The sequence below is a fragment of the Rhodococcus sp. 5A-K4 genome (assembly GCF_046097995.1).
Classification (GTDB): domain Bacteria; phylum Actinomycetota; class Actinomycetes; order Mycobacteriales; family Mycobacteriaceae; genus Rhodococcus_F; species Rhodococcus_F erythropolis.
The window spans coordinates 1-24,244 of the sequence record NZ_JBJURM010000043.1 but is presented as its reverse complement, the minus strand read 5'-3'; the positions used below and the strand labels follow the sequence as shown (position 1 = coordinate 24,244).

The window sequence follows — 24,244 nt, the reverse complement described above, 5'->3', positions numbered from 1 at the left end:
CATGACTCGATACGTACTCACCCGACTGGGTCAGGCCGCAGTGGTCCTGTGGGCCGCCTTCACCATCTCGTTCGTGATTCTGTTCCTCCTGCCGAGTGATCCCGTCAGCATGGCTGCCGACTCGTCCGGTCAGGGTGTCGCAGTGGATCAGGCTGCGCTCGATCAGCTTCGGGCGCGGTACGGCTTGGACCAGTCGGTGTGGGTGCAGTACTGGACGTCGCTGACAAATGCTCTTCGCGGCGATTTCGGTACATCGATCTCCACCGGTCAGCCGGTGACGGATGCCATCTTCTCGGCGCTGCCCAGCACTCTGGTGCTGGCAACCACCGCTTTGGTTCTGGCCGTGTTGTTCGGAGTGGCGATCGCGTTCTTCGCTACCTACACCCGCAAGCGGTGGCTCGCGAACCTGTTGTTCTCTTTGCCGCCGCTGGGTGTGGCAGTGCCTACTTTCTGGGTGGGCCTGATTCTTCTGCAACTCTTCTCGTTCCGCCTGCACATCTTCCCGGCATTCGGAGACAAGGGATTCGCAACGGTGATTCTTCCGGCGATCACCTTGGCGATCCCGACCGGCGCGGTGATCGCGCAGGTGCTCACGACCAGCCTGCAGTCGACGCTACGTTCGTCGCACGTGGAGACTGCGTACGCCAAGGGCGCAAGCCGTTGGCGCGTGCAGACCCGTCACGCGTTGCGACTGGCGAGCATTCCGGCATTCACCATTGCCGGTGTGCTGGTCGGCACGCTGCTCGCCGGCTCGGTGGTTGTGGAAACGGTGTTCTCTCGCGCGGGCGTCGGCCGTCTGACACAGACTTCGGTGATGGCGCAGGACATCCCGGTGGTGCAGGGAGTCGTTGTGTTCGCCTCTCTCGTGTTCGTGCTCGTCAACCTCGCGGTCGACCTCTTCTACCCCTTGATAGATCCACGGATCATCCAGACGAAGAAGAGTCACACCGAAAAGTCGAATACCGAAAGCTCGACCGATCTGGAGCCGGCTCATGTCTGACACATTGATCGAACCCCTACTCCTCGATCCGAGCGTCGAGGCGAAGGCACCTGTTGTTTCGCGCCGAAAGTCCGCGGCCATCGGCTGGATCCGAAAGCCCGGCTTGGTGATTCCGGTGTTGATCGTGTTGCTTGCCATCGGCTTTGCCGTCGCACCCGGATTTTTCGCCAGCGGCGATCCGTTGTCCGGTGTCCCGGCGGACAAACTGCAGGGCCCGAGCCTGGCTCACTGGTTCGGAACCGACAATCTCGGACGTGACCTGTACACACGGTTCGTGCACGGCGCCGCGCTGTCCCTGACCGCAACCTTGGTGGCGGTCGGAATCGCATTGGTGGCGGGATCGATAATCGGGTTGCTCGCGGGCTTTGTCGGTGGCGTCGTCGACGCCGTGCTGATGCGCATCGTCGACGTGCTGCTGTCCATTCCGGCACTGCTGCTCTCGTTGGCCCTTGTCACCGCACTCGGCTTCGGCACCATCAACGTCGCCATCGCGGTCGGCGTCAGTATGGTCGCCAATTTCGCGCGAGTGATGCGTGCCGAAGTGATGCGGGTGCGCGGAGCTCAGTACGTCGAGGCTGCGTTCAGTTCAGGTGTGCAGTGGCTCGGTGTCCTGCGTCGGCACGTGCTTCCCAACTCCTACGCGCCGGTGGTCGCGCTGTCCGCTGTCGAGTTCGGGCAGGCAGTACTGGCCGTGTCGGCTCTGAGCTTCTTGGGATTCGGCGCCGTTCCGCCTACCCCGGAATGGGGATCGCTGGTATCCGAGGGACGCAATTTCCTCGCCAATGCCTGGTGGATGACAACACTTCCCGGTCTCGCGATTGTCGCCGTGGTCATCTCGGCACACCGTATCGGCCACGAGATCGAAAGGAACAACCGGCGATGAGCACGACTGAGGACCAGTTGCTTTCCGTCACCGACTTACAGATCGCCTACGGCGCCGAGCCCGCGGTATCCGGCGTGAGCTTCACCGTCGGTCGGGGCGAAGTAGTTGCGGTGGTCGGGGAATCGGGTTCCGGTAAGTCGACCACGGCACACGCGATATTGGGTCTGCTCGCCGGCAGTGGCCACGTCACCGGCGGGACCGTCGAGTTCGAGGGTGAACAGATCGACTCGTATTCCGACCGTGCATGGCAGCGAATCCGCGGCGCGCGTATCGGTTTGGTGCCGCAGGATCCGACGACCTCGCTCAACCCGGTGACGAGGATCGGCGACCAGGTTGCAGAAGTCCTCCGGATCCACGGCCTCGCAGACCGTCGCAAAGCCCGGTTGGACGCCGTCGAGGTGCTCGAGCGCGCGGGTATCGACCGGCCGGAAATCCGAGCACGCCAGTACCCGCACGAGCTCTCCGGCGGTATGCGGCAACGCGTTCTGATCGGTATCGCGCTCGTCGCGAACCCCGCCCTCATCATCGCCGACGAGCCGACCAGCGCTCTGGACGTCACGGTTCAACGACGCATCCTCGACCACTTGGACGAGCGAATCGCCGAATCCGGTGCCGCCGTGCTCCTGATCACGCACGACCTGGGAGTGGCCGCAGACCGCGCGGACCGGATCCTGGTGATGCAGGGCGGCAGGATCGTCGAATCCGGCCGCACCGCAGATATTCTGGACAACCCGCGACACGAGTACACGAAGAAGCTGCTCGACTCGGCTCCGAGCCTGTCCTCGGGACCGGTCGATCGGCCGGTCCGTCAGGATACGAGCCCGCTGCTGACGTTGACCGGAATCACCAAGCGTTTCAACGTCGGACGCGGGAGTTCGATCACCGCGGTGAACGAGGTATCGCTGACCGTTCCGCGTGGTCAGACGGTGTCGTTGGTGGGGGAGTCGGGCTCCGGCAAGTCGACCACGGCGCGCATCGCCGTGCGGTTGGAGCAGGCGGATGCCGGCACCATCTCCTTCGACGGACACGACATCACGAAGGTCAAGGGCAGCGATCTGCGCGAGCTGCGCCGAAAGATCCAGCTCGTATACCAGAACCCCTATGCATCACTTGACCCGAAATTGTCCGTCCAGGACATCGTTGCGGAGCCGCTGCGGGCCTTCAAGGTTGGTGGACGCAGCCAGCAGCAGAGTCGTGCAGCAGAGTTGCTCGATCAGGTTGCACTTCCCGAGCAGTTCCTGAGCCGCAAACCGGCCGAACTCTCGGGCGGCCAGCGTCAACGGGTGGCGATCGCTCGTGCGCTCGCTTTGAAGCCGGACCTGCTCGTTCTCGACGAACCTGTGTCAGCTCTCGACGTCTCGGTGCAAGCGCAGATTCTGGCGCTACTCGACGAGTTGCAGCGCGAACTGGGCCTGACCTATCTCTTCATCTCCCACGATCTTGCGGTTGTTCGCCAGATCAGCGACGTGGTCGGCGTCATGCAGGCCGGGCGATTGCTCGAAATCGGTACTACCACCGAGATTTTCGACAATCCCCGAAACGAGTACACACGCACACTTCTCGACGCGATCCCCGGGCGGGATCATTCGACACGAAAGGCCGAACATGTCCGAGCGTAGTTCCGGAGCATTCCTGGTCGGCCTCGAATTCGAGGGAACCGGAGCTCATCCGTACTCCTGGCGACGCGAGGATTCGCGCGCCGAAGATCTGTTCACGCCCTCGTACTGGGTGGACCTGGTGACCGCCGCGGATCGGGGTGGGGTGGATCTGGCGTTCCTCCCTGACTCGTTCGGACTGCAATCCGAGGGCCAGCACGCAGTGCGGGGCAGATTGGAGGCGGTTGCAACTGCGGCGCGACTGAGTGCTGTGACCTCGCGTATCGGCCTGATCCCCACTGCGACAGTCACGCACACCGAGCCGTTCCACATCTCCAAGGCCGTCGCGAGTATCGACTACTCCTCAGCGGGGCGGGCCGGCTGGCAGGTCGCGGTGTCCGACACCGCTGAGCAGGCGTCGTTGTTCGGCCGAAAGGCAGTGCAGGGCCCCGAGTCCGCGTGGGAGGAAGCGTCCGAGGCTGTCGAGGTGGTCAGTCGGCTGTGGGACAGCTGGGAGGACGACGCCGAGATACGGGACGCTGCGAGCGGACGATTCATCGATCGAGACAAGCTGCACTACATCGACTTCGAGGGAAAGAACTTTTCCGTCAAGGGGCCGTCCATCACGCCGCGCTCCCCGCAGGGGCAGCCGCTGATCGCCGTCGACGCGAGCAGGCCGGAGGCACGCGAGCTCGCTGTTGCGCGCGGAGATCTGATTCGGATCTCGGCAACCGACCTCGGCGAGGCCAACGCCACGGCCAAGTTGGTCCACGCGAATGCCGCTGCCCTCGGGCGCAGCGTCAGGGTTCTCCTCGACGTCGACGTGCTTCTCGGCGCTGATCGCGGAGCCGCCGACGACGCTCTGGCGGAACTCGAGGAATGGGCGGGAGCACCGTACGCCCCGCACTCGCTGTTCTACCGCGGTGACAGCGCCGGCCTGACTGTCCTCCTTCGCGAGATCGGTGGGCTGACCGGGGTCGACGGTGTTGTCCTGCGTCCCTTGGCTTTGGCTGCCGCAGTGGAGAAGATCGCGGCGGACGTGGTGCCGAATCTCAATCCGCGACCGACTACCGGCCCGACGCTGCGCGAGCGGCTGGGTTTCGAGTTGCCCGTCAATCAGTTCGCGTAACGCGAGCAAAGAACAGGAACATCGATGACACAGAACAGGATTCGCAAGCAAGTTCACCTGGGCGCTCACTTCCCCGGCGTGAACAACACCACGGTGTGGACCGATCCGGCGTCCAAGAGCCAGATCGAGTTCAGCTCGTTCGAGCATCTCGCACGCAGTGCCGAACGCGGATTGTTCGACTTCTTCTTCCTCGCAGAAGGTTTGCGCCTGCGCGAGCATCAGGGCAAGATTCACGACCTCGACGTGGTCGGTCGCCCGGACACCTTCAGTATTCTCAACGCGGTTGCCGGTGTGACAACGCATCTCGGTCTGGCCGGGACGATCAACACCACGTTCAACGAGCCATACGAGTTGGCCAAGCAGTTCTCGACGCTCGATCATCTCTCCGACGGCCGCGCCGCGTGGAACCTGGTCACCTCTTCGGATGCCTTTACCGGTGAGAACTTTCGCCGCGGTGGGTATCTGGAGCATTCCGAGCGGTACGCACGCGCAAACGAGTTGGTCGACGCAGTACGGACGCTGTGGGACAGTTGGAGCATCGATCGTCCGATCGTCGACCGTGAGCGCGGCGTTTTTGCCACCGACCAGCAGGTCGGTCAGTTCCAACACTCCGGTAAGCAGTTCGACATCACCGGACGCTTCGAAGTTCCTCGGAGTCCCCAAGGACACCCAGTCCTGCTGCAGGCAGGTGACTCCGACGAAGGACGCGAGTTCGGCGCCGCCAAGGCAGACGCCATCTTCACCGGTCACGGAACCCTGGAAGCAGGCAAGGCCTTCTACGCCGACGTGAAGGGACGCCTGGCCAAGTACGGACGCACGCACGCAGACCTCAAGATTCTCCCCGCCGCCACCTTCGTCCTCGGTGACAACGCCGCGGACGCGCAAGAGAAGGCGTATCACATCCGGCGGCAGCAGGTCGGACCCCAGACTGCCATCGCTTTTCTCGAACAGGTTTGGGGCAGAGACCTTTCCCAGTACGACGCCGACGGCCCGTTGCCGAAGGAAGATCCGTCGGACGACGTCAACATCACCCGCGGACGCGTCCGCCACGTCAAGGATCCGCGAGCGGTCGCAGATCAGTGGCGTGCCAAGGCCGAGGCCGAAAACCTCAGCATCCGTGAACTCATCATCGAAGTGACTGCCCGCCAACAGTTCGTGGGTAGTGCAGCGGAGGTGGCTGCCGAGATCGACACCTACGTCCAGGGCGACGCGAGCGACGGATTCATCCTCGTTCCCCACATCACCCCCGCGGGCCTCGACGAGTTCATCGACACCGTCGTACCAGAACTACAGGACCGCGGCAGTTTCCGGACCGAATACTCAGGAACCACCCTGCGCAGCCATCTCGGGCTGCGCCACCCATACGAGCAGGCTGAAGGAGTCCGCGCATCATGACCGTTACCGACACTTCCACCAGCACCTTCACCGACGAGTGGAATGCTTGGCATGCCTCGCGCGACGCTACCTTCAGTGAACCACTCGGCTGGCTGAGCCTGACTGCGTTGCAATGGCTGGTTGACACCGATTCCACCTTCGCAGACCTGCCGGGCGCATGGCGCGCCGACGCGAATGCCGTTGTCGTCACCGCGACGCCGGCCGACGACCTCTCGATCGACGGCGTCGCAGTGGACGGTTCGGTCACTCTGAATCCGATCGAGGGTGCGCCGGGACTGATCGTCAACCAGGGCGCGCGGTTGGTCGAGGTCATCCGCCGCACCGGCGAGGTGGCTCTGCGGATCCACGATTCGTCGGCCCCGGCCTTGGCGCAGTTCAGTGGTATCCCGACCTTCGAGCCGAACCCGCAGTGGCGCATCGACGGTGTTTTCACCGCTTTCGAGGAGGCTCGGACGGTGACGACGGGTGCGGTCGTCGAGCGCCTCGAGCATCATCACGACGCCCGCGGAACCATCAGCTTCGAACACGACGGAGAAACCCGGACTCTGATTGCGTTCGCGGGCAAGGACAACGGCTTTCACATCCTGTTCACCGACGCGACCAGTGGTGTGTCCACGTACCCGGCCGCACGCTCGCTGCACGTTAGTGCACCGGAGCCCGGTGGCGCGGTAGTCCTCGATTTCAATCGGGCGTCGAACCTGCCCTGCGCCTTCACCGATTACGCGACGTGCCCCGTCGCCCCCGCCGAGAATCGTTTGCCGTTCGCGGTGGAAGCCGGCGAGAAGACACCGAATACCCGCGACGGAAGCGCACCGAGGTGAGCGCGCCGCTGTCCGTACTCGACCTCTCTCCGATCAGTGAGGGTGAAACGGCCCGCCAGGCCTTGCGGAACTCGCTGGACCTCGCTCGTTCTGCCGAAGCGTGGGGATTCAAGAGGTACTGGGTCGCCGAACACCACTTCGTCGGCGTAGCCAGCTCGTCACCGGCCGTTCTGGTCGGACTGATTGCGGCCGCGACCAACACCATTCGCGTCGGCTCGGCCGCCGTGCTGCTGGGCAACAACACGGCAGCTCAGGTGGTCGAGGCCTTCGGTACCGTCGAAGCGTTGTATCCGGGTCGTATCGATCTCGGTATCGGGCGCAGCGGACAGCGTCGGGTGGAGGCACTTCGTGCCGTCGCTGCCGGAACGCCCGCCCCGGCAGAATCGAAGCGGGAGACCGTCGTACGCGACGGCGTCGTGATCCCGGCGCCCTTCGATCCAACCGGTCTTCTCACCTCACCGAGATTGCAGGCGTCGTTCGAGGCATTGGCGTTTCCGGGCGCACAGGCGCCCGATTTCGAGCAGCAGGTCGACGACATACTCTCGCTCCTGAACGGCACTCACCGCACCCGCGACGGCATCGAATTGCACGCCAGTCCCGGTGAGGACGCCGACGTCGAATTGTGGGTGTTCGGAAGCAGCGCAGGCCCCAGTGCCGAACTCGCCGGACGACTCGGATTGCCGTTCGGCGCGAATTACCATGTGGCGCCCTCGAGTACGCTCGATGCCGTCGAGGCATACCGTGCAGCATTCCGACCGTCGGCAGTTCTGTCGGAGCCGTATGTCGTCGTCTCCGCGGATGTTGTTGCTGCGGAAGATGATGCGACGGCGAGGGAGTTGGCGTCTACGTTCGGGCACTGGACACACAGCATTCGCAGCGGGCACGGCGCCATCCCGTACCCCGATCCGGCCACAGCGCTCCCACTTTCCGATGCCGACAAAGCAGTAGTGGAGGATCGGCTGATCACGCAGTTCGTCGGTTCACCCACCACCGTCGCCGACAGACTCGACAGTTTGCAGAAGCTGACCGGAGCGGACGAATTGGTGATCACCGGGGTGACCCATCGACACGAGGATCGCCTGCGCTCGTACGAACTGCTTGCCAAGGAATGGGGGCTACCCGCACTACTGGCAGCATGAGCTTGCCGCATTTGCCGAGATGATCAGGGCGGCGAGGCTTACGCCCCGATCGCGCCCGCGATCATCGGCCACGACGCACGCATGTCGGCTTCGAAGAGTCCCCAGGTGTGGGTGCCTTCAGGTCGGAAGCTGAACGTCGCGGGAATACCGAGCTGACCGAATCGACCCTGTAGGGCAGCGGTGCACATGTTGGTGATGCCTTCGAGCACAGCGCCGGGAACGACTCCGGCAGCCATCGCCAATGAGTTGATTCCGTCCACCGGACCGGGAAGGCCGTTGCCGGTGGAGATGAACAGCGCTGTGCCGCGCAGTTTCTCGGCATTGATCAGCGGGTCGTGAGCAGCCCACTGCGGGCTACCCCACGGCCCCCACATGTTGGCCGCGTTTCCTCCGCCGAGTATCTCGACCATCGAGCGCACCGCAGCCTGGCCGAGCGGGTCGCCGGCGCGCGGGCAGCCGCTGTACGAGCCGACGGCGCGGTAGGTGCCCGGCGACTGGATCGCGAGGTCCAGAACCGGTCCACCGGCCATCGACACGCCGCCGAGTGCGTTGACACCGGTCGTGTTGTACCGAGCGTTGACCGCCGCCGGTAGTTCCTTGGTGAGGTACGTCTGCCATTTGTTGCGGCCGAGCACCGGATCGTCGGCGTTCCAGTCGGTGTACATGCTGAACTTGCCGCCGACCGGCATCACCACGTTGACGTGCTTGTCGTCGAAGAAGTCACGAACTCCGGTGTTGTTGAACCAAGAGATCCCGTCCTCACCGCCGCCGACGCCGGTCAACAGGTAGAAGGTCGGGGCGGGGCCGCCGCCGGCCGGGGAAATCACGTCGTTGGCGATCCAGCGGTCCATGGAGGGGGAGTAGACATCGATGCGGCTGACCACTGAATCCGCGCTCGCGGTCGGCGCGCTGAGGCCGAGAAAGCCGGCAGCCATGGCCACCGCCATCGTCAATCGGACCGTGAATCGACGTGCCTTCATTATTTCCCCCTGGCGCAAGCCGGACAGCGTATTTGTGCCTACCAACAGTGGCACAATGCGAAGGAGAGTGACGAATGTCCGGATAACAGTCCGGTAAGAAGATGGAGACAATTGCGTGGGATCGCAGTCGCATCACCCCGAATCCGACGTGATTCGGCTGGCCTTCGGGCTGGCCGCGATCACGGCTGGTGCGGCGCGCAGAACCGCTGGTCTCGCCATTGATTCGGTGCAGCGGATCCCCGTTGTCGGTGACGCACTCGACGACGCGATCACCCAGGTCGCCACCCGCGGCACGGAAGCGATTCGCTCGACAGCGGAATTTGCCGATTCCACGTTGAGAACGGTGATCAAAGCTGTCGTCGACGCTGCTCTTGCCGAAGTCGACATCACGAAGATCGTCGTGGACCACGTGGACATCGACAAGATCGCCGAGAACATCGACGTGGACAAGATTGCCGAACGGGTCTCGCTCGAACCGATCATCGATCGCGTCGACGTCGATGCGATCGCGAGCCGACTCGACGTCAAAGCAGTGATCGATCGCCTCGACCTCGACGGCATCGTCGACAGCGTCGACCTCGAGCGCCAGATCGACCGCGTCGACCTCCTCAAGATCGCCGACCAGGTCATCGAGGGTGTCGACCTCCCACAGATGATTCGTGAATCGACCGGTTCACTCTCCACCGAAGCCGTGCACGGGGCGCGCGTGCAGGGGATGCAGGCGGACGACGCTGTCGCCGGGTTCGTCGGACGATTGTTCGGCCGCGACAACGCACCACCCTCACACGAGCCGCATCCGGACACGAACGCAGGTGAACGCTAGTGGCCCAGGAGAATTCCGGCCCGGCCGGAATCGTCACCCGCGGCCTCGCCGGACTGATCGACCTGGGCGTCGTGCTGATCCTGATGGGTTCCGTGTACGTGGCCTTGGCCTTTGTTCGATTGCTCTTCTCGCCGCAGAGTTTCACGTTCTCGGAACCGGGAATCTTCCTGTCCACGACGGCATTTCTCGGCGTCTCGGTGGCCTACCTGACTGCCTGCTGGGCGACCACCGGCCGAACTGTCGGCTCCCTCGTGATGGGGTTGCGGGTGATCACGTCGGGTCACCGGTTGGTCCGTTGGCCGCTCGCCTTCATCCGTGCGGTGCTCTGTGTGCTCTTCGCCTTCGGATTGCTGTGGTCGGCGGTCGATCGACGGCGACGATCGTTGCAGGACATCGTTCTGCGCACCGAGGTCGTCTACGACTGGCGTCAGGACCCGGATCTGGTGGCACCCCACGGAGGCGAGCACGCATGAGTGAACCGAACCGCCCGGACGAGCGATTCACCCTTGCCAGCGAGCGCACCTTCCTCGCGTGGATGCGTAGCTCGCTTGCCCTGCTGGCGGGCGGCATCGCCGTCGTCCAGTTGGTCCCCGAGTGGAGTACAGGGTGGGTTCGCACGGCGCTCGGCCTGACGTTGATCGCACTCTCGGCAGCAGCCGCCCTCGTCGGTATGCGACGCTGGCTACAGGTGAAGAAGGCGCTCGAGGACGGAGCGGCGATGCCGGAACCGCATGCGCTGTGGCTGTTCGCACTGGCATTGGCCGGAGTTGCCGTCGCGGCCGGCGTGGCAACGGTGGTTACCAGCCTCGCTCGCTGAGATACCTCGTGAGATACGCAGAGAAGTCCGAGCGGTGTCTGGATAGTCTGCAAAGAACGAGAAGCAAGTCAGAGAAGTAAACGAAACAGACGACAAGGGAGTGCACGGTGGCGCAGGAACTCAAGCTCGGATACAAGGCATCGGCTGAGCAATTCGGCCCTCGCGAACTGGTAGAGCTGGCAGTTCTGGCAGAGCAGCACGGCATGGATTCCGTTGCGGTGAGCGATCATTTCCAGCCGTGGCGCCACAACGGTGGACACGCGCCGTTCTCGCTCGCCTGGATGACGGCCGTCGGTGAGCGCACCGAGCGCGTGCAGATCGGCACGTCCGTGATGACGCCGACGTTCCGCTACAACCCGGCGGTCATCGCTCAGGCGTTCGCGACGATGGGATGTCTCTACCCGGGGCGCATCATGCTCGGCGTCGGCAGCGGTGAGGCTCTCAACGAGATCGCCACCGGCTTCCAGGGCGAGTGGCCCGAGTTCAAGGAACGCTTCGCGCGCCTGCGTGAGTCGGTGCGGCTGATGCGTGAGCTGTGGCTGGGCGATCGTGTCGACTTCGAAGGCGAGTACTTCACCACTCGTGGCGCGTCGATCTACGACGTTCCCGAGGGTGGGATTCCCGTGTACATCGCGGCCGGTGGACCCGTTGTCGCCCGGTACGCGGGACGTGCCGGTGACGGCTTCATCTGCACTTCCGGCAAGGGCATGGAGCTCTACACCGAGAAGTTGCTTCCGGCAGTTGCCGAGGGCGCGGCCAAGGCCGAGCGCGACGTCGCCGACATCGACAAGATGATCGAGATCAAGATCAGCTACGACACCGATCCGGAGGCTGCACTCGAGAACACGCGTTTCTGGGCGCCGCTTTCCCTGACGCCGGAGCAGAAGCACAGCATCGAGGATCCGATCGAAATGGAAGCAGCTGCCGACGCTCTGCCCATCGAGCAGGTGGCCAAGCGCTGGATCGTCGCTTCCGATCCCGACGACGCCGTCGAGCAGGTCAAGGCCTACGTCGACGCCGGTCTCAATCACCTGGTGTTCCACGCACCGGGCCACGATCAGCGCCGCTTCCTCGAACTGTTCGAGCGTGACCTCGCGCCCCGCCTGCGTGCTCTGGGCTGATCCTCGAGATCAACTGAACGGTGTCTGCCACTCGACGTGTGGCAGGCACCGTTCGTCTTTCTCGTAGCGGCCGGTTGTCGGCTGCACCGTGAGCGTGACCACGATCAGTGGCAAGGTGGGCGGCGGCCCACACTAGGCTGTTGGGCATGCCAGAAGCGCCCGCTGCCGTGTCGAGTGTCTACGTCGCCTCTCCTGAAGGTGACACCGGAAAATCCACCATCGCGCTTGGCGTGCTGCAGATGTTGTGCGCGACTGTCGCCCGGGTCGGTGTCTTCCGCCCGATCGCCCGCTCGACCGAGGAAACCGACTACATCCTCGAACTGCTGCTAGAGCACACCACTGCCGATCTCTCCTACGCCGACGCACTCGGCGTCACCTACGAGCAAGTTCACGCCGATCCGGAAGCCGCACTGGCCGACATCGTCGCGAAGTACCACACCGTGGCCGAGCAGTGCGACGCCGTCGTGATCATCGGAAGTGACTACACCGACGTCGCAAGCCCCAGTGAACTGAGCTTCAACGCCCGCATCGCCGTGAACCTGGGAGCGCCGGTCCTGTTGGCGGTTCGAGGCGCTCGGCGCAGCGTCGAGGAGGTTGCTCAGCTCGCGCACCTGTGCGCCGCCGAGTTGGCTGCCAACCACGCTCACCTGCTCGCGGTCGTCGCCAATCGCTGCGATCCCGACAAGCTCGACGAGGTCACCGCAGCCCTGTCCGACATCGGTGTTCCGACGTGGAGCCTGCCGGAGATTCCGTTGCTCGTCTCACCCACGATGGCCGAGTTGATGGAAGCCACCGGCGGCGAGTTGTACTCGGGTGACCCGGAACTGCTGCACCGCGAGGCACTGAAGGTGATGGTGGGCGGAATGACCGCCGAGCACATCCTCGAGCGTCTGGTCGAGGGCATGGTCGTCATCGCACCGGGTGACCGCTCGGACGTGCTGCTCGCGTTGCTCAATGCGCATGAGGCGGAGGGATTTCCGTCGCTCGCGGGCATCATCATGAATGGCGGGATCACGCCGCACCCGGCCATCGCGGCGTTGATGGCCGGCCTCAAACAGCGTCTTCCGATCCTCACGACAACCCTCGGCACTTTCGACACCGCAAGCGCTGCAGCCCAAACCCGCGGACGCGTGGCAGTCGGTTCGCAGCGAAAGGTCGACACTGCGCTGAGCTTGATGGAACAGCGCGTCGACGCCGACGTCCTGATGGACCGACTGGCACTGCCGATTCCGTCGGTCGTGACCCCACAGATGTTCGAGTACAAGCTCATCGACCGCGCTCGACGCGATCGCAAGCACATCGTCCTCCCGGAGGGTGACGACGACCGGATCTTGCGCGCGGCCGGCCGGCTGCTGCAGCGCCAGGTTGCCGACCTGACGATCCTCGGCGACGAACCCAGTGTGCGTCGACGCGCAGCGGAACTCGGCGTGGACATCAGCGGCGCGCAGGTACTCGCGCCCGCGCAGTCCGAGTACACCGAGCGCTTCGCACAGGAATACACCGCGCTGCGGGCGCACAAGGGCATGACCATCGAGCGGGCCCGCGAGGTGATCGCCGACATCTCGTACTTCGGAACGATGATGGTGCACTTGGGTATTGCCGACGGCATGGTCTCCGGTGCCGCCCACACCACCGCTCACACGATCCGGCCCTCGTTCGAGATCATCAAGACGGCCCCCGGAGTTTCGACGGTTTCGAGCATCTTCCTGATGTGCCTGGCCGACCGCGTTCTCTCCTACGGTGACTGCGCCGTGGTTCCGGACCCGACGTCGGAGCAGTTGGCGGACATCGCGATCTCGTCCGCACAGACGGCGTCGCAGTTCGGTATCGATCCGCGCATTGCGATGCTCTCGTACTCCACCGGCGATTCGGGCAGTGGAGCCGACGTCGACAAGGTTCGCACCGCGACCGCTTTGGTGCGCGAGCGCCGACCGGACCTGTTGGTGGAAGGGCCCATTCAGTACGACGCGGCCGTCGAGCAGAGTGTCGCTGACAAGAAGATGCCGGATTCTCTGGTGGCGGGCAAGGCCACGGTGTTCGTGTTCCCGGACTTGAACACCGGCAACAACACCTACAAGGCAGTGCAGCGTAGCGCCGGCGCTATCGCCGTCGGCCCGGTTCTGCAGGGACTGAACAAGCCGGTCAACGATCTCTCGCGTGGAGCGTTGGTCCAGGACATCGTCAACACCGTGGCTATCACGGCAATACAGGCGCAGGGAGCGTAAGCGTGAGCGACGGCACCGTACTGGTCATCAATTCCGGCTCGTCATCGATCAAATTTCAACTCGTGCATCCGGATACAGCGGAATCGGTAGCGCACGGCCTCATCGAGCGCATCGGTGAACCCGACGGCCACATCGTCTACAACCACCGCACCGGAGTCGAAGACCGCAGCCTCCCCATCGCCGATCACCGTGCGGGACTGAAGATGGTGCTCGACATCGTCGCCGAGGTCGGACGGCCGCTGAGCGAGGCAGGAATCATCGCCGTCGGTCACCGAGTCGTGCACGGTGGTGACATCTTCTACTCGCCGACGCTCATCGACGACGGCGTCGTGAAAGCCATCGCGGATTTGTCGAACCTTGCGCCGCTGCACAATCCGGCCAACGTGATCGGTATCGAGGTGGCGCGCGAAGAACTGCCAGACGTTCCGCACGTAGCAGTGTTCGACACTGCCTTCTTTCACACGCTGCCCGCCGCGGCGTCGACCTACGCGATCGATCGGGATGTGGCCAAGGCCAACCAGATTCGTCGATACGGCTTCCACGGGACCTCACACGAATACGTGTCGGGACGAGTCGCGGACTTCCTCGGCAAGGATCCGGCCGAGCTGAATCAGATTGTTCTGCACCTCGGAAACGGCGCTTCGGCCTCGGCAATCAAGGGCGGCAAGGCTATCGACACCACGATGGGCCTCACCCCGCTCGAGGGTCTTGTCATGGGCACCCGCAGCGGCGACATCGACCCAGGCATCATCTTGCACCTCAATCGCAACTCGGGAATGAAGGTCGACGAGATCGACGACCTCCTCAACCGTCGTTCCGGTTTGAAGGGACTGTCGGGAGTCAACGATTTCCGTGCCCTGCTCGCACTGATCGAGGGCGGCGACGAAGACGCACAACTTGCCTACGACGTCTACGTACACATGCTCCGTAAGTACATCGGCGCCTTCATCGTTCAACTCGGTGGCGTCGACGTCATCACCTTCACCGGCGGTGTTGGCGAGAACAACATCGACGTACGACGCGACAGCCTGGCCGGCCTCTCCCGTCTCGGAATCGAGGTCGACCCGACTCTCAACGAGGCGAAGAGCCGCGACGAGCGTCGTATCTCCGCATCCACGTCGGCCGTCGAGGTGCTGGTGGTCCCCACCAACGAGGAGTTGGCGATCGCCCGCGCGGCGAAGGCTTTGGTGGCCGCGCTGTAAATCTCGGGGAGCGCGTCAGAAATTGCTGCGCGGACGCACCGCGTTCGCCCGGTCCACAAGGGCGTAGCGGTGCGTGCGGGAGGTCGTGGCGCGGGCGAGGGCGCGAAGGCAGGCTTCGGCTCCGGTGCGCAGACCCTGCTCGGTGAATGGTAGGTCGAGGATGGGTTCGAGTTCGGTGTGCGAGCGGTTTCCGTAGCGAATCCAATCGAGTGCCGTACCCAACACCAGGGTTCGCATCTGCAGACTTCGGCTCTCCTCGGCCGGTAGCGCGCGAACGCGACGGGCGGCTTCCCTCAGAGTCGATTCGTCGAGTTCGGCGATCGGAACGCCGGACAGCATCGTCAGAGCGCTCGACATCCGTGCGACGTTGTAGTGCCGGGAAGACGTGGGAACTTCGTCGAGGGCGGCGATGGCTGCCTTCTTGTTGCCGTGATCGGCGAGTTGTCTGGCGAGCCCGAATGCTGCGCTGACGTAGTTCCGTTCGGTCCGCCAGACGGTGCGGTAGTACTTCTCCGAGAAGCGGCACCATTGGTCCGGGTCGTCGCTCTCCCAATGCTGGAGGATCAGTTCTGCTGTCGCCGCCAACGCGAGTTTGGGTGCAGCCTCGCCCGGCAGAGCCGTCAGGACGGTCTCGAAATGACTGAAGGCGGGCTCGAATCGGTCCAGTTGCAACGCTGCAAGCCCTCGATACCACTCGATCTTCCAGTGATCACCGATGCTCTGCTGGAGTTCGTCCAGAACACTCAGCGCGGTCTCCGGATCGCCGAGATCGAGATGAGCCTTGGCCTCGGCCAGTCGGACCTCGCCGGAGATAGCGGCCGCCGGTGTGCCTGACGTTCGGTCGATTCCGTTCTCGCGGGCGTGTTTCAACGCATCGAGAGTCTGAGACGGTTCGCTGTGCACCGCTGCCGCCAGCAACGGCGCGCTGGGATCGGTGGGGTCGACCAACGGGATGGGAAGTGCGTGCGCAACTTCGCGCGGATCGAGAGCAGCGTCGTGGCTGATACCGTCGACGTACACATCGGTTTGCCCGACCAATTCATCGGTGCCGAAAGACGTTCGCTGCCTGCTGAACACGAGCGAGAGCCCAGGATTCTCCTGCCCGGTCTGCTCCGCGAGGATTTCTCGCAGAACGCCGGTGAGTTGGCCCGCGATCTCCTCGGCCGACTGGAAACGCTTCTTCGGATCCGGGTCGGTGGCGCGCAGCAGCAGGCGGTGGAAGAACTCGTTGTCTCGCAGCAGTGGCTCGTCCTCGGGTTCGGGAAGGCCGTCGAGGTACCGTCCGTGCTTCGAGGGCATGTCGAGGGTGAGAACCGCGAGTGTTCTTCCGACGGTGAAGATGTCGGAGGCGATGGTCGGGCCGGTCTCGATGATCTCCGGCGCTTGATAGCCGGCAGTGCCGTACAGGTATCCGTAGTCTTCGATCCCGGACACGGCGCCGAGGTCGATCAGCTTCAGTTGGTCCTCGGTGACCATCACGTTCTCGGGTTTGAGGTCGTTGTACGCCAGGCCGGTGGAATGCAGATAGCTCAGCGCCGGAAGGATTTCCAGTACGTAGCCGATTGCCTGCTCGATCGGCATGTGCTTGCCGTCCGGGAATTCGGCCAGCACCTCGCGCAATGATCGCCCGCCCACGTATTCCATGACGATGTACCCCATGGGTGTCCCGTCCGGGCGTGGATGCTCGACGAAGTTGAAGATCTTGACGATGCTGGGGTTGGCGACCTCGGCGAGGAACTGACGCTCGGCCACCGCAACGGCTTGCGCTTCGGAATCACCGAAATGCAAGAGTCCCTTGAGAACTACCCACCTGTCGCTGACATTGCGATCGATCGCGAGGTAGATCCATCCGAGGCCGCCGTGCGCGATGGGCCCTTGAACCTCGTACTGACCGGACACCAATTCGCCCTCTTCGAGGAGTGGGCGGAAGTCGAAAGTGGAACCGCACTTGGGGCAGGTGCCGTGCTGAGTTGCCTTGGTGCTTGCGCTCTTACGGCCGACCGGTTCGTTGCATTTCCAACAGAACCGTTTGCGCTCGGGGACCGTCGGGTCACTCATCACCGCAGATGCGGGGTCGATCTGCGGGACGGGGGGAACTTCGACCAGGCCGCCGCCGAGGCGCAGCTTTCGTCCCGACCGGCTGCGGCGGGATCGAGTGGAGCGGCCGGTCGGGGAGGAGGATGCGGACGGCGTGGTTCCTCGTATCTGGGCCGAGGTCGGTTCGAGGCGCTCGTAGGCGCCGGTGGCTTCGGGTTCGGAGCGTAGGGATGCCTGCGTGGAGTCAGGCTCGCGGTGAACTGCCTGCGTGGAGTCAGGCTCGCGGTGAACTGCCTGCGTGGAGTCAGGCTCGGGGCGTACGGAGGCTTGCGTGGCGTCGGGCTCGGGGCCGGATTCTTCGGTCATGTCAGCCTCAATCCCGGTAGACGGCCGGCGGGGGACCGGGTGACGGACCGAGGACGCTGAGCCAACGGTCGTAGATACGGTTCCAGGTCCCGTCACCCCGGATCCGCTCGAGGGTTCCGTTGACGAATCGGACCAAGTCGGGGTTGTCCTTGTTCACTCCGATTCCGTAGGGTTCGACGCCCAACGAACCACCGACCATCATGAGATACGGGTCTTGCGAGGCGAGGCCCGCGAGGATCGTGTCGTCGGTGCTGATCGCGTCCACCTGCCCCTGTTGGAGGACGACGAGGCAGTCGGACCACATCGGGACGGTCACGACGGTGGCTTCGGGTTGGAGCTCCTGGATTCGCGTAGCCGACGTCGTTCCCCGGGCAGCGCAGACTCGCTTGCCTGCGAGATCGGCGATGCCGCGTACCGGTGAACCCTGCAGGACCTGAATTCGTTGCTCGGCGGAGAAGTACTGCGTCGAGAAGTCGACCTTCTCGCGCCGCTCGCACGTGATGGTCATGGTTTTGACGACCACGTCAACCATGGATTCCTGGAGTGCGGCGATCCGATCGTCCGAGGTCAGGATTCGGTACTCGATCTTCTCCGGGTCGCCGAGCAGATCGCGGGCGATCTCGCGGGCGATGTCCACGTCGAAGCCTTCGAGGCGTCCGGTCGCCGGATCGCGAAAGCTCATGAGGTTGGAACCGGTGTCCAGACCCACGATCAGCCGCCCGCGGGCGCGGATGGCGTCGAGGCTCGGCGTGGGTGGCTGCGGAGATGCGTCTGCGGGTGTGGGGCGCAGGCTTGCAGTGAGGTTGGTGCACGACGCGGTAGTCGTCGGTGTCGGACTGGGCGCGATGGTGGCCTCGGCCGGCAGCGGCGGTTCCGTGTACGACGTGGCGGCCGCGTTGTTCAGGTCTTCGGCTCGATCTGCACCGCAACCGGCGAGCGCCAGCACGGACGCTGCCAGAACCGCGACGCACACGGCCGGGAGCTTCCTCCGCATCTCCGGTACTCCCGTCACTGATACTCCCGCAGTCGGGGCCAGAACCCGATGAAGATTCCGGCAACTCCGAGAACTGCCAATACAGTCATGCCCGGTGCAGAGGCAGCCAACACACGTGAGGCGTACGAGACGTCGGACCGAAGATTTGTGCGCGAATCCACGATTCCTTGCCAGAGTTCGTGATCGAGCTTTCCGTATTCCGCGGCCGAATCCTGTTCTCCGGAGCCGATGGTGATGGCGGCAGCGGAAGTGAAGTCGCCGGTCCCGAGACGGTCGTACATGCGCGTGTGCGCAGCCACCCATTGCTCGCGCGAATCCAGTGCGGCGGTCAGCACCTCGTTGTTCACTCGGGCGCGTTCGTCGCTGCGTAGGCCCTCGAGGATGTCGCGCAGGGCGTCGACCTTGCGAGTGAACGTCACGTTGTCCTCGGCAGTTGAATCCCGTCTCGCCAACGTGAGGGTTTCGACGGTACGTGCCTGCTGTGCCATGATCCGGGCCTCGGTCAGTTCGTGCAGTGGCTCGGCGCCCGCGTCGAGTGCACGTCCGGTGGCAAGTGCGGACACCAGTCCGACGGTGAGCAGCCACAGCAGCGCAGCCGCGACGGCGAGCGAGGCAAGGATCAACCCGAGATTGAAGCGTCGGCGACTCTTGCGGGAGAAGTACACCTGTGTTGCCACCAGCGCGCACAACACGAGGACGAATGCCACGATCGGCCACCACGGTGGAGTCTCGAAATCGCGCTGTACCTGCGAGACCAGGGTCTCCTGCGAGGCGTGCAGTTGCTGAGCCATCGGCAGCAGCGAGGTCTGCATCAACTGCGAGGCCTCGCTCAAATATGCTGCCCCGACCGGGTTTCCGACGCGATTGTTCGCCCGTGCAGTTTCGACCAGCCCGGTGTAGACGGAGAGGTCGGTCGAGATGGTGGTCAACGCGCTGTGCCCGGCAAGATCAGTCGAGTCGAGACCGGCCGACGCCTGGACGATCTCCGCCGACGCCTCACCGATCGACTGCGTGTATCGGTCGCGTACTTCGGCGGGTTCGAGGCCGCCGGAGATGAAGGCGGTGGCCGCGGCGGCGTCTGCCAAAGACAACGCGCTGTAGAGGTTCTGGGCCGAGTTGGCGAGAGGTTCGGTTTCGACGAGGAGGAGGTCGAGGTTCGCCTGTCGGTTCTCGATCGCTGCGGTGGCGAGGAGTCCGGCGATCAAGGTGATCGCAATCAAGATCACTCCGACGACGGTCAACCGGCCAGGCGTCGAGGACATGAATGCCTGGAGTTCGCGCCGCAGAAGTGCTCGCTCGTCCTCCGCCGATACCGAAGTGCCCTCGGAGGGCGGCAGCGACCGGGGTTCGATGGACGGGACGACACGGTCGACCATCGAGCACCTCGCTTCGCTGTAGGCGGGCTACCGAGAAATGATGCCGCCGAGAAATGATTCAGGGCATCTTCGCGAGCATATAAGCATCACCTACACCTGGAGCAGTTTGAAACGGTTAGTGTGGGACAACGGCGAGAGCAGGCGGAGCGAGGTAGTCGATGCGTGGTGACGGTGACGGTTGGTCGATCGGACCGGACGGTACTCGGCATTGGGGTAAACACGGAGCCGCTGGACTGCTTCTGCGCGCCCCCGATTCGGACGGATCGCCCCTGGTCTTGCTGCAGCATCGTGCGGCGTGGAGCCATCAAGGTGGTACCTGGGCATTGCCCGGTGGAGCACGGGACTCACACGAAAGCACGACGCACGCCGCTGTCCGGGAGGCACACGAAGAAGCCGGAATCGCCGAAGACGCCGTTCGCGTCCGCGGTGAGATAGTGACGATGCACGCGGAGAGCGGGTGGACCTACACCACCGTCGTGGCTGATGCGGCACATCCACTGTCGACGGTTGCCAACGGTGAGAGCACCGAGTTGCGGTGGGTGCGTGAAGCCGACGTCGATTCGCTGCCATTGCATCCGGGATTCGGTTCCTCGTGGCCCGAGCTCCGAACTGCGCCTGTACCCGCCGAGACCGAAGACCTACAGGCCGGCGACCCACACACCGTCGTACTCGAAGACGGTGGCTTCGGATGGTTGTCGGGCAGCTCGCACCAAGGCAGTTCCCACCATGGCAGTTCCCACCAAGGCAGTGAGCAGTCAGGCAGTGACCAGAACCTGTCCGAGGCGTCGAGTACGCAGTCTTAACAGGGCATATACAGCAGAAGGGCCGGACTCCTCAGGAGTCCGGCCCTTCTGTGTTTCGGTCTCCCGACCGAAACGAGGCTCAGCTGAGCGAGTTCAGCGCCGTGATGAAGCTGACCGCGGTGATACCGAGCTTGAGCAGCTCGCTGATCTTGCCGAGGTTCAGGTCTTCGAGCGATTCGGTGCTGAGCGAGCCGGTGTCGAGGGATCCCATTTAGTGCTCCTAGGTTCAGTTAGTAACTGGAGGTAAACTACAACAAACCGAATGGGATGTGACACGCAATCGAAACAACTGTGATCAAGATCACGTAATCCGACTTTTCGGACATCCAATCGCACCTAGGAACTGGGGGTTTGTTGTCTGATCGGACAACTTCCGTTCATGTATCGAGTCAGGCGTGCTGACCCGTAACTGTGCAGAAATCGCCCGGCAAACAGTTGACGGTCGCCAGTTACCGGTTTTCAGAGTCCAGCGACGGCCGCGGCGAGGCGCTGCGCAGCCGCCTGCGGATCCGACGCCTGCGTGATTGCACGCACGACGACGATGCGCGTGGCACCGGCATCGAGCAGCTCCGGCAGGCGTTCCTCGTCGATGCCGCCGATTGCGAACCAGGGGCGCGGCGGTGCGGCGTCGGCGGTCGATCGAACCAGTTCCAGACCGGACGCACTTCGATTCGGTTTGGTCGGTGTCGCCCAGACCGGCCCGGTGCAGAAGTAGTCGACGCCCTCTTCGATTGCGGCCAGACTCGCCTGCGCGCGACTACTCGTCGAACGCCCGATGACGACGTCTTCACCGACAACCGTTCGTGCGTAGGGGACGGGAATGTCGTTCTGCCCGAGGTGGAGGATGTCGGCACCGGAAGCCATCGCGAGATCCGCGCGATCGTTCACGGCCAACAATGCGCCGTGGCGTCGCGCTGCGGCCGCGAGAATGCCCAGTGCTACCAGTTCGTCCTTGGCCTCGAGCGGGCCGAACTCGCGCTCACCGGCAGAGCCCTTGTCACGCAATTGGATGATGTCGACTCCGCCGGACAATGCTGCCTCGGCGAACTGCGCGAGGTCGCCTTTCTCGCGGCGCGCGTCGGTGCACAGGTACAGCCGTGCTGCTGCCAGGCGCTCGCGCCGGTCGATGACGTTACTGGGATGTGTGGGGTGCACGGAGCAAACGGTAGCCTCTAGGGAGCAAGGTTCGACACGGGAGTCCTGAAACGTCGCTGTCACTTTTTGTCGTGACTGCGAGGTTCGTGGGGCTGAGAGGGGATCGCGACCAGATCCCGACCGTCAGACCTGACCCGGATCATGCCGGCGCAGGAAGTGGAGGTGGAGTTTCGTGAGTACACACGCTCGTACGGTGTCGGTTGTCGGCGGCGGTGTCATCGGTCTCGCCATTGCGTGGCGAGCAGCCCGCGACGGGTGGTCCGTTCGGTTGTACGACCCGTCCATTGGATCAGGTGCTTCGTGGGTGGCGGGCGGAATGCTCGCCCCGCTTTCCGAAGGCTGGCCGGGTGAAGAGACAGCGTTGACGGTTGGTGCAGCGTCCCTGGAACGGTGGCCGACGTTCGGTGAGGAGCTCGGAAAGTTCGGGCCATCGGTCTTCACCGCGGACAGTTCGCTGACGGTTGCACTCGATGCGGCCGACGCGCAGGACCTGCAGACCATCGCCGAGTGGGTGACCGCGCAGGGCCATGAACTCGAAGTTCTCGATCGCGCCCGCATCCGCGAACTCGAACCGATGCTCGGCCGGGGCATCCGGTCGGGACTGATGGCTGTCGGTGAGTCCGCCGTCGACAACAGACTTCTGCTGGAGGCGTTGCAGAAGGCCTGTGCGGAATCCGGCGTCGAATTGATCGCGCGTGCCGTCAACGACCTCGCCGAACTCGACACCGATCAGATCGTGCTCACCGCCGGTATCGCGTCACCCAAGCTGTGGCCCGGGTTACCGGTACGCCCGGTCAAGGGCGAAATCCTTCGCCTGCGGAGTAGGCCTGGAGTCACCCCGGCGCCCAGCCGCACCATCCGCGGAAGCGTCCACGGGCGGCCCGCCTACCTCGTCCCGCGCGGTGACGGAATCGTCGTCGGCGCAACACAATACGAGTCCGGTGAGGACACACAGGTCACGATGGCCGGAGTACGCGACCTGATCAACGACGCCGAGGCACTGATGCCGGCGATCGGCGAATACGAACTGTACGAATGCGCGGCAGGCCTGCGTCCCATGACGCCGGACAACCTGCCCTTGATCGGGCGCGTGTCCGATCGTGTTGTCGTCTCCACCGGACACGGACGCAACGGTGTCCTGCTGACGCCCGTCACCGCCGATGCGACGGTCGCGTTGCTGAACGGCACATCTTTGGTCGAGGTAAAAGGAACCGAACCCGAGCGGTTCGCAGTAGTTAAGGAAAATTCATGAGTGAGCAGGTCCCGATCGGGATCACCGTCAACGGCGAAGATCTCGAGTTCGATCGAGCAGTCACGGTGACCGAGCTACTGACGCACCTCGAGTTGCCGAGCAAGGGTATCGCCGTCGCCGTCGACGGTGCGCTCTTTCCTCGCGGGCGTTGGGACGAATCCGTCGGACGTGGTTGGGAAATCGAGATCCTCACGGCGGTGCAGGGTGGCTGAGCAGGACCTTCTCACTATCGCTGGCCGCACCTTCGGTTCCCGGCTCATCACCGGAACAGGCGGCGCCGCCAACCTTGCGGTGCTCGAGGAAGCGCTTGTCGCCTCCGGCACCGAACTGACCACCGTCGCGATGCGGCGAGTCGACGCGGCCGGCGGCACGGGTGTTCTGGACCTGCTTCGTCGTCTCGGAATCGAACCGTTGCCGAACACCGCCGGGTGTCGGGGCGCCGCCGAAGCAGTGCTGACGGCGCAGTTGGCACGCGAAGCGCTCGAGACGAACTGGGTCAAACTAGAAGTCATCGCCGACGAGCGGACGCTGCTGCCCGACGCAATCGAACTCGTCTCCGCCGCAGAACAATTGGTGGACGACGGATTCACCGTTCTGCCGTACACGACGGACGATCCGGTGCTGGCGCTTCGCCTCGAAGAGGTTGGTTGCGCTGCGGTCATGCCGCTCGGTTCACCGATCGGCACCGGGCTGGGTATCGCGAATCCGCACAACATCGAGATGATCGTCGAGCGCGCCGGCGTGCCCGTCATCCTCGACGCCGGGATCGGAACGGCCAGCGACGCCACCCTTGCCATGGAGTTGGGCTGCGACGCCGTCCTACTTGCGACAGCGGTGACGCGGGCCAAGAATCCCGCGCTGATGGCGTCGGCGATGCGTCACGCTGTCGTGGCAGGTTTCGAGGCGCGGCACGCCGGCCGGATCCCCAAGCGATTCTGGGCTCAAGCGTCGTCCTGAGGGACGAGATCCGGGTGATTTCTCGGGGTTCTGCCCGAATTGCCCGGACTCATGTCCTACCTGAGTACCACTCGGAACTAGACCTGTGGCCGATGTGCTGGTCATTGCCGGTAGGGCAGAGTTCTCCTCATGATTGAACTGAGGGGATTGACCAAGGTTTACGGACCGACGAAA

Annotated in this window: 23 protein-coding genes and 1 riboswitch; of the genes, 17 read left to right on the top strand and 6 right to left on the bottom strand. The window is 64.0% G+C overall.

Features of this window, described 5'->3' with window-relative positions; genetic code table 11:
* Position 1: 1 nt before the first annotated feature.
* Genes ACKAMS_RS31665 through ACKAMS_RS31635 form a run of 7 tightly spaced genes read left to right on the top strand, consistent with a single transcriptional unit; the run spans position 2 to position 7,962 of the window.
* On the top strand, positions 2-1,000 hold the full coding sequence (locus ACKAMS_RS31665) for an ABC transporter permease (protein ID WP_408990014.1): 999 nt from the start codon (positions 2-4) through the stop codon (positions 998-1,000).
* Positions 993-1,883, top strand: a complete 891-nt coding sequence (locus tag ACKAMS_RS31660; protein ID WP_197940694.1) for an ABC transporter permease — start codon at positions 993-995, stop codon at positions 1,881-1,883. The genes ACKAMS_RS31665 and ACKAMS_RS31660 overlap by 8 nt, the downstream gene beginning before the upstream one ends.
* Positions 1,880-3,502: an ABC transporter ATP-binding protein gene (locus ACKAMS_RS31655; RefSeq protein ID WP_113682317.1), complete on the top strand. Its 1,623-nt coding sequence runs from the start codon at positions 1,880-1,882 to the stop codon at positions 3,500-3,502. Before ACKAMS_RS31660 ends, ACKAMS_RS31655 begins: the two co-directional genes overlap by 4 nt.
* Positions 3,489-4,607 carry an LLM class flavin-dependent oxidoreductase gene (locus ACKAMS_RS31650; RefSeq protein WP_283569052.1) on the top strand — a complete coding sequence of 373 codons (1,119 nt, stop codon included), beginning with the start codon at positions 3,489-3,491 and terminating at the stop codon, positions 4,605-4,607. The genes ACKAMS_RS31655 and ACKAMS_RS31650 overlap by 14 nt, the downstream gene beginning before the upstream one ends.
* A 24-nt stretch (positions 4,608-4,631) precedes the next feature.
* Complete coding sequence (locus ACKAMS_RS31645) at positions 4,632-6,002, top strand: NtaA/DmoA family FMN-dependent monooxygenase (RefSeq protein ID WP_020906676.1); 1,371 nt, start codon at positions 4,632-4,634, stop codon at positions 6,000-6,002.
* Positions 5,999-6,823: a DUF1684 domain-containing protein gene (locus tag ACKAMS_RS31640; RefSeq protein ID WP_070386606.1), complete on the top strand. Its 825-nt coding sequence runs from the start codon at positions 5,999-6,001 to the stop codon at positions 6,821-6,823. Before ACKAMS_RS31645 ends, ACKAMS_RS31640 begins: the two co-directional genes overlap by 4 nt.
* Positions 6,820-7,962 carry an LLM class flavin-dependent oxidoreductase gene (locus tag ACKAMS_RS31635; RefSeq protein WP_408990013.1) on the top strand — a complete coding sequence of 381 codons (1,143 nt, stop codon included), beginning with the start codon at positions 6,820-6,822 and terminating at the stop codon, positions 7,960-7,962. The genes ACKAMS_RS31640 and ACKAMS_RS31635 overlap by 4 nt, the downstream gene beginning before the upstream one ends.
* A gap of 38 nt (positions 7,963-8,000) precedes the next feature.
* Here the strand turns inward: ACKAMS_RS31635 and ACKAMS_RS31630 are convergent, their stop codons facing one another.
* Positions 8,001-8,942: an alpha/beta hydrolase family protein gene (locus ACKAMS_RS31630; RefSeq protein ID WP_029538606.1), complete on the bottom strand. Its 942-nt coding sequence runs from the start codon at positions 8,940-8,942 to the stop codon at positions 8,001-8,003.
* 115 nt (positions 8,943-9,057) lie between these two features.
* Here ACKAMS_RS31630 and ACKAMS_RS31625 point away from each other — a divergent pair, with 115 nt between their 5' ends.
* From ACKAMS_RS31625 to ACKAMS_RS31600, 6 genes are all read left to right on the top strand, one after another.
* Positions 9,058-9,765, top strand: coding sequence for a hypothetical protein (locus ACKAMS_RS31625; protein ID WP_019749508.1), 708 nt, complete (start codon positions 9,058-9,060; stop codon positions 9,763-9,765).
* Entirely contained in the window at positions 9,765-10,238 is a 474-nt protein-coding gene (locus ACKAMS_RS31620; RefSeq protein ID WP_019749509.1) for an RDD family protein, read from the top strand. The genes ACKAMS_RS31625 and ACKAMS_RS31620 overlap by 1 nt, the downstream gene beginning before the upstream one ends.
* Positions 10,235-10,582: a YidH family protein gene (locus ACKAMS_RS31615; RefSeq protein WP_019749510.1), complete on the top strand. Its 348-nt coding sequence runs from the start codon at positions 10,235-10,237 to the stop codon at positions 10,580-10,582. Before ACKAMS_RS31620 ends, ACKAMS_RS31615 begins: the two co-directional genes overlap by 4 nt.
* A 107-nt stretch (positions 10,583-10,689) precedes the next feature.
* Positions 10,690-11,703 (top strand): glucose-6-phosphate dehydrogenase (coenzyme-F420), encoded by a 1,014-nt coding sequence (gene fgd / locus ACKAMS_RS31610; RefSeq protein ID WP_003944371.1) that lies wholly within the window; start codon positions 10,690-10,692, stop codon positions 11,701-11,703.
* Positions 11,704-11,849: 146 nt separating this feature from the next.
* Positions 11,850-13,928, top strand: a complete 2,079-nt coding sequence (gene pta / locus ACKAMS_RS31605; protein WP_003944313.1) for a phosphate acetyltransferase — start codon at positions 11,850-11,852, stop codon at positions 13,926-13,928.
* Between the two features lie 2 nt (positions 13,929-13,930).
* Positions 13,931-15,130, top strand: a complete 1,200-nt coding sequence (locus tag ACKAMS_RS31600) for an acetate kinase (protein ID WP_408990012.1) — start codon at positions 13,931-13,933, stop codon at positions 15,128-15,130.
* A 15-nt stretch (positions 15,131-15,145) separates the two neighbouring features.
* On the opposite strand, the gene ACKAMS_RS31595 is transcribed toward ACKAMS_RS31600, so the two are convergent.
* The 3 genes from ACKAMS_RS31595 to ACKAMS_RS31585 are packed head-to-tail and all read right to left on the bottom strand — an operon-like array spanning position 15,146 to position 19,903.
* Positions 15,146-17,533 carry a serine/threonine-protein kinase gene (locus ACKAMS_RS31595; RefSeq protein WP_259121691.1) on the bottom strand — a complete coding sequence of 796 codons (2,388 nt, stop codon included), beginning with the start codon at positions 17,531-17,533 and terminating at the stop codon, positions 15,146-15,148.
* A 7-nt stretch (positions 17,534-17,540) separates the two neighbouring features.
* A complete protein-coding gene (locus ACKAMS_RS31590) occupies positions 17,541-18,527 on the bottom strand; it encodes a glutamate ABC transporter substrate-binding protein (protein ID WP_020968847.1) in 987 nt (328 codons plus the stop codon).
* A 14-nt stretch (positions 18,528-18,541) separates the two neighbouring features.
* Positions 18,542-19,903 carry a hypothetical protein gene (locus tag ACKAMS_RS31585; RefSeq protein WP_029254777.1) on the bottom strand — a complete coding sequence of 454 codons (1,362 nt, stop codon included), beginning with the start codon at positions 19,901-19,903 and terminating at the stop codon, positions 18,542-18,544.
* A 158-nt stretch (positions 19,904-20,061) separates the two neighbouring features.
* Here ACKAMS_RS31585 and ACKAMS_RS31580 point away from each other — a divergent pair, with 158 nt between their 5' ends.
* A complete protein-coding gene (locus tag ACKAMS_RS31580; protein ID WP_408990011.1) occupies positions 20,062-20,706 on the top strand; it encodes an NUDIX hydrolase in 645 nt (214 codons plus the stop codon).
* A gap of 79 nt (positions 20,707-20,785) precedes the next feature.
* Here ACKAMS_RS31580 and ACKAMS_RS31575 read toward each other — a convergent pair whose 3' ends face one another.
* Complete coding sequence (locus ACKAMS_RS31575) at positions 20,786-20,917, bottom strand: hypothetical protein (protein WP_003944354.1); 132 nt, start codon at positions 20,915-20,917, stop codon at positions 20,786-20,788.
* Between the two features lie 248 nt (positions 20,918-21,165).
* Entirely contained in the window at positions 21,166-21,861 is a 696-nt protein-coding gene (gene thiE / locus ACKAMS_RS31570) for a thiamine phosphate synthase (protein WP_197940678.1), read from the bottom strand.
* 26 nt (positions 21,862-21,887) lie between these two features.
* Positions 21,888-22,034: riboswitch (TPP riboswitch) on the top strand.
* Here thiE and thiO point away from each other — a divergent pair.
* From thiO to ACKAMS_RS31555, 3 genes are all read left to right on the top strand, one after another.
* Complete coding sequence (gene thiO, locus ACKAMS_RS31565) at positions 22,034-23,113, top strand: glycine oxidase ThiO (protein ID WP_408990010.1); 1,080 nt, start codon at positions 22,034-22,036, stop codon at positions 23,111-23,113. It overlaps the preceding riboswitch by 1 nt.
* Positions 23,110-23,325 carry a sulfur carrier protein ThiS gene (gene thiS / locus ACKAMS_RS31560; RefSeq protein WP_003944402.1) on the top strand — a complete coding sequence of 72 codons (216 nt, stop codon included), beginning with the start codon at positions 23,110-23,112 and terminating at the stop codon, positions 23,323-23,325. The genes thiO and thiS overlap by 4 nt, the downstream gene beginning before the upstream one ends.
* A complete protein-coding gene (locus ACKAMS_RS31555) occupies positions 23,318-24,070 on the top strand; it encodes a thiazole synthase (protein ID WP_020968851.1) in 753 nt (250 codons plus the stop codon). Before thiS ends, ACKAMS_RS31555 begins: the two co-directional genes overlap by 8 nt.
* Positions 24,071-24,244: the final 174 nt, after the last annotated feature.

Excerpts from the sequence above, each read along its gene's own strand:
- ACKAMS_RS31665 (WP_408990014.1), top strand. The coding sequence starts at position 2 with ATGACTCGATACGTACTCACCCGACTGGGTCAGGCCGCAGTGGTCCTG.
- ACKAMS_RS31660 (WP_197940694.1), top strand. The coding sequence starts at position 993 with ATGTCTGACACATTGATCGAACCCCTACTCCTCGATCCGAGCGTCGAG.
- ACKAMS_RS31655 (WP_113682317.1), top strand. The coding sequence starts at position 1,880 with ATGAGCACGACTGAGGACCAGTTGCTTTCCGTCACCGACTTACAGATC.
- ACKAMS_RS31650 (WP_283569052.1), top strand. The coding sequence starts at position 3,489 with ATGTCCGAGCGTAGTTCCGGAGCATTCCTGGTCGGCCTCGAATTCGAG.
- ACKAMS_RS31645 (WP_020906676.1), top strand. The coding sequence starts at position 4,632 with ATGACACAGAACAGGATTCGCAAGCAAGTTCACCTGGGCGCTCACTTC.
- ACKAMS_RS31640 (WP_070386606.1), top strand. The coding sequence starts at position 5,999 with ATGACCGTTACCGACACTTCCACCAGCACCTTCACCGACGAGTGGAAT.
- ACKAMS_RS31630 (WP_029538606.1), bottom strand. The coding sequence starts at position 8,942 with ATGAAGGCACGTCGATTCACGGTCCGATTGACGATGGCGGTGGCCATG.
- ACKAMS_RS31615 (WP_019749510.1), top strand. The coding sequence starts at position 10,235 with ATGAGTGAACCGAACCGCCCGGACGAGCGATTCACCCTTGCCAGCGAG.
- pta (WP_003944313.1), top strand. The coding sequence starts at position 11,850 with ATGCCAGAAGCGCCCGCTGCCGTGTCGAGTGTCTACGTCGCCTCTCCT.
- ACKAMS_RS31595 (WP_259121691.1), bottom strand. The coding sequence starts at position 17,533 with ATGACCGAAGAATCCGGCCCCGAGCCCGACGCCACGCAAGCCTCCGTA.
- ACKAMS_RS31590 (WP_020968847.1), bottom strand. The coding sequence starts at position 18,527 with ATGCGGAGGAAGCTCCCGGCCGTGTGCGTCGCGGTTCTGGCAGCGTCC.
- ACKAMS_RS31585 (WP_029254777.1), bottom strand. The coding sequence starts at position 19,903 with ATGGTCGACCGTGTCGTCCCGTCCATCGAACCCCGGTCGCTGCCGCCC.
- ACKAMS_RS31580 (WP_408990011.1), top strand. The coding sequence starts at position 20,062 with ATGCGTGGTGACGGTGACGGTTGGTCGATCGGACCGGACGGTACTCGG.
- ACKAMS_RS31575 (WP_003944354.1), bottom strand. The coding sequence starts at position 20,917 with ATGGGATCCCTCGACACCGGCTCGCTCAGCACCGAATCGCTCGAAGAC.
- thiS (WP_003944402.1), top strand. The coding sequence starts at position 23,110 with ATGAGTGAGCAGGTCCCGATCGGGATCACCGTCAACGGCGAAGATCTC.